General features: G+C 66.4%; 3 protein-coding genes. All 3 read right to left on the reverse strand.

The genetic code is table 11. The features are described 5' to 3' along the window. Positions 1-259 precede the first annotated feature (259 nt). The gene (locus tag K8V84_RS25530) at positions 260-1,231 is read right to left on the reverse strand and encodes a ParB/RepB/Spo0J family partition protein (protein ID WP_304079444.1); all 972 of its coding nucleotides are present in this window, start codon (positions 1,229-1,231) and stop codon (positions 260-262) included. A gap of 76 nt (positions 1,232-1,307) precedes the next feature. Next, positions 1,308-2,135: a ParA family protein gene (locus K8V84_RS25535; protein WP_304079447.1), complete on the reverse strand. Its 828-nt coding sequence runs from the start codon at positions 2,133-2,135 to the stop codon at positions 1,308-1,310. Positions 2,136-2,338: 203 nt separating this feature from the next. Then, positions 2,339-3,070 (reverse strand): 16S rRNA (guanine(527)-N(7))-methyltransferase RsmG, encoded by a 732-nt coding sequence (gene rsmG / locus K8V84_RS25540; RefSeq protein WP_304079450.1) that lies wholly within the window; start codon positions 3,068-3,070, stop codon positions 2,339-2,341. Between the last annotated feature and the right edge of the window lie 314 nt (positions 3,071-3,384).

Below are 3,384 nucleotides of genomic sequence, written 5' to 3' on the forward strand. Positions count from 1 at the left end.
TGGGGGCCTCTCGTCGCCTTCGGGGGCCCGCGTGCGAGTCGGCGCCCGCGGGTCGACCCAGTGAGACCATGGAGCCTCGACCCCCTTGGGAGTCATCCGCGTTTCACGTGAAACGCCACGGGAGCGAGGGCGCGTGTTTCACGTGAAACACGCGCCGGATGGAGTCACCCCGACGCCGCCCCTCGAACAGAACGAGGGTGGTGTTTCACGTGAAACACCACCCTCGGATCGCCCCCGTTCGGTCACGAGGTTGACGCCATCACTGTTCGATCTGCTTGATGATCCGCTCCAGGTCCTCCATCGTCGCGAACTCCACGACGATCTTGCCCTTCTTCCGGCCGATGTCCACCTTCACCGTGGTGTCGAGTCGGTCCCCGAAACGGGTCGCCCACTCCTCGACCTGAGGTGGATTGGAGATGCGCCCGGCGGACCGGCGCGCCTTCTCCGCGTCATCGACGTCGTGACCCTTGCGGCGCAAGGCGACGATCTCCTCCAGCGCACGGACCGAGAGACCCTCGTTGTTGACCCGCTCGGCAAGACGCTCCTGAGCCTCCGGGTCGTCGATCGACAGTAGGGCCCGGGCGTGCCCGGCGCTCAGCACCCCGGCCGCCACCCGCGTCTGCACCTTCCCCGGGAGGTGCAGCAGGCGCAGCGTGTTGGAGATGTGCGACCGCGACTTGCCGACGCTCTGGGCCAACTCCTCCTGGGTGGTCCCGAAGTCGTCCAGCATCTGTTGGTAGGCGGCCGCCTCCTCCAGCGGGTTGAGCTGCTGCCGGTGAAGGTTCTCCAGCAACGCCTCACGAAGGAGTTCGTCGTCGTTGGTCCTACGGACGATCGCCGGCACACGGTCCAGACCCGCGGACTTACTCGCCCGGAACCGCCGCTCCCCCATGATCAGCTCGTAGCGAGGATCCTTTCCACCCTGGACCTTGCGGACCACGATGGGCTGGAGCAACCCCACCTCGACGATGGAGTCCCTCAGTTCTTCGAGGGCCTCCTCGTCGAAGTGGATACGAGGCTGCCGGGGGTTCGGCGTGATCGAGGTGAGCGCGACCTCCTCGATATAAGTGCCGTCGGGGAGTTCGTTCGGGGTTTCGACCACCGCGGGCTCGGGGGTTGGTTCCGTGGGCGCGGGTGTCTCCCGGACACTCTCCACCGGCGCGGGGGCCGCCGGCCCCTGCGGGATGAGCGCCCCCAGTCCCTTGCCCAGTCCGCGCCGCTGCTGGCTCACCGGCAATTCCCTTCACAATCCTTGTACTGATCCGACCGACCGACGGCCGGGGGTGTTTCACGTGAAACAGTCACCGTCAGCCGGCGCTGATCCCCTCCGCACGGTGGGCGATCTCGCGCGCCGCCTCGAGGTAGGCCACCGCACCGGTGGACGTGGGGTCGTAGGTCATGACCGACTGTGCGTAGCTCGGCGCTTCGGAGACTCGGACGCTTCTCGGCACCAACGTCTTCAGGACCAGGTCCCCGAAATGCGAACGCACCTCCTCGGCCACCTGTTGGGACAGGCGGGTACGCCCGTCGTACATCGTCAGCAGGATGGTGCTTATCGACAGCCCGGTGTTGAGGTGGGACTTGACCAACTCGACGTTGCGCAGCAACTGGCCGAGCCCCTCCAGGGCGTAGTACTCGCACTGGATCGGGATCATGACCTCGTCGCAGGCGACCATCGCGTTCACCGTCAGCAGGCCGAGCGAAGGCGGGCAGTCGATGAGGATGTAGTCGAGGTCCGAGGTGTCATAGGCGGCGAAGGCACGCTTGAGTCGTGCCTCGCGCGCCACGAGCGAGACCAACTCGATCTCGGCGCCGGCCAGGTCGATGGTGGCCGGGGCACACCACAGGTTCGGTATGTCCGGCACCGGCTGGGCGAGCTTACGGATCTCCTCGTCCTCCACCAGGCAGTGGTAGATGGATCGAGTCTGGGCGTCGCGTTCCATACCGAGAGCGGTGGACGCGTTCCCCTGCGGATCGAGGTCGACCACGAGGACACGCTGTCCGTGCATGGCGAGGGCGGCGGCGATGTTCACCGTCGTGGTGGTCTTGCCGACGCCCCCCTTCTGGTTGGCGACGCTGATGATGCGACAGGTCTTGGGGCGAGGCCAGGCATCTTCGTGACCTCGGCCGGCCATGGCCGCACGGGCCACCTGCGCTATGGGCGTTTCGGGTGCGACGGCGTGCGTGGCTCCCCATGTTTCACCTGAAACAGAGGACTGGCCCACCGCTGGTTCGGGCGATGTTTCACGTGAAACATCGAGCAGGTCTCCATAGGCACCCGCCGGGGTTTCACGTGAAACCCCGGCGTTGTCGGCTGGATTCTGGGGCACGAATGAGTTCACCTCTTCCGTCCGCGCTTCTTCTTGCCGTCCCGCCTCTTCTTCTGTGAACCTCCGGAGGGGGACGGACCACCGTCGGATGTCACCGTGACGCGAACGACCGTGGTAGCGGGATCGACCTTACCCCGCCCCACCCTGATCACATCGCAGACGCTAGGCCGCAGTTTCGAAACGTCTTGCTCCGCCTCCGCGAGTTCGGCCTCCGCCTGCTCTCCCTTGAGGGCCAACAGGCTGCCGTTCTTACGCAACAGAGGCAACGACCAACCCGCCAGACGTGACAGTGGCGCGACCGCGCGAGCGGTGACGAAATCCGTGTACAACTCGCCACGGACCTCCTCCGCCCGCCCACGGAGCACCGTCACATTGTCCAGACCGAGCAACTCGACGGCCTCCTCCAGGAAGACCGTCCTCCGCAGCAGAGGTTCGAGTAGGGTCATCCGGATATCGGGGCGCAGCAGTCCGATCACCAACCCGGGCAGTCCGGCACCCGAGCCGACGTCGACCACCTCCGCGCCCTCCGGGATCAACTCCTCAACGACAGCGCAGTTGATGAGGTGCCGCTCCCAAAGACGGGGCACCTCTCGCGGGCCGATCAACCCTCGGCGCACACCGTCGTCGGCGAGCAGTTCAGCGAAACGAATCGCCACTGGCAGGCTGTCGCCGAACACCTCCTCCGCCTGCGCGGAGGGCACGGGGAGCGTAGCGCCGGTCTCCTCAGCGCCCGAGGTCATCGGCCACCACCTGTCGGAACTCGTCCATCGTCACTTCCATGAACCATTGATCGCCTTGTCGACCTGTCCATAGGTCGACCGCGAGTGGAACGCACGGCGGATCACGGCAGTCCGCGCGTACAGGGCTCTCCCACCGACGGGTCGCGCGGGGCGCGGGATCGGGGTCGTCCTCGCACTGCCGAGGACGGGACGACTCGTGGGGAAGGCCCCGGGGACGATCCTATGCGTGAGGCGCCCCCGGGTTTCACGTGAAACACATCCTCTGGGCTTCCCGAATCGAAGGAAGGCTCCTGAGGAGGTCCGGGGGAGGCCTC

It is taken from the genome of Nocardiopsis listeri, from assembly GCF_020741345.1.
Classification (GTDB): Bacteria; Actinomycetota; Actinomycetes; order Streptosporangiales; family Streptosporangiaceae; genus Nocardiopsis; species Nocardiopsis listeri_A.

Coding starts and splice junctions, on each gene's coding strand:
- rsmG (WP_304079450.1), bottom strand. CDS start 3,070: ATGACCTCGGGCGCTGAGGAGACCGGCGCTACGCTCCCCGTGCCCTCC.
- K8V84_RS25535 (WP_304079447.1), bottom strand. CDS start 2,135: ATGGCCGGCCGAGGTCACGAAGATGCCTGGCCTCGCCCCAAGACCTGT.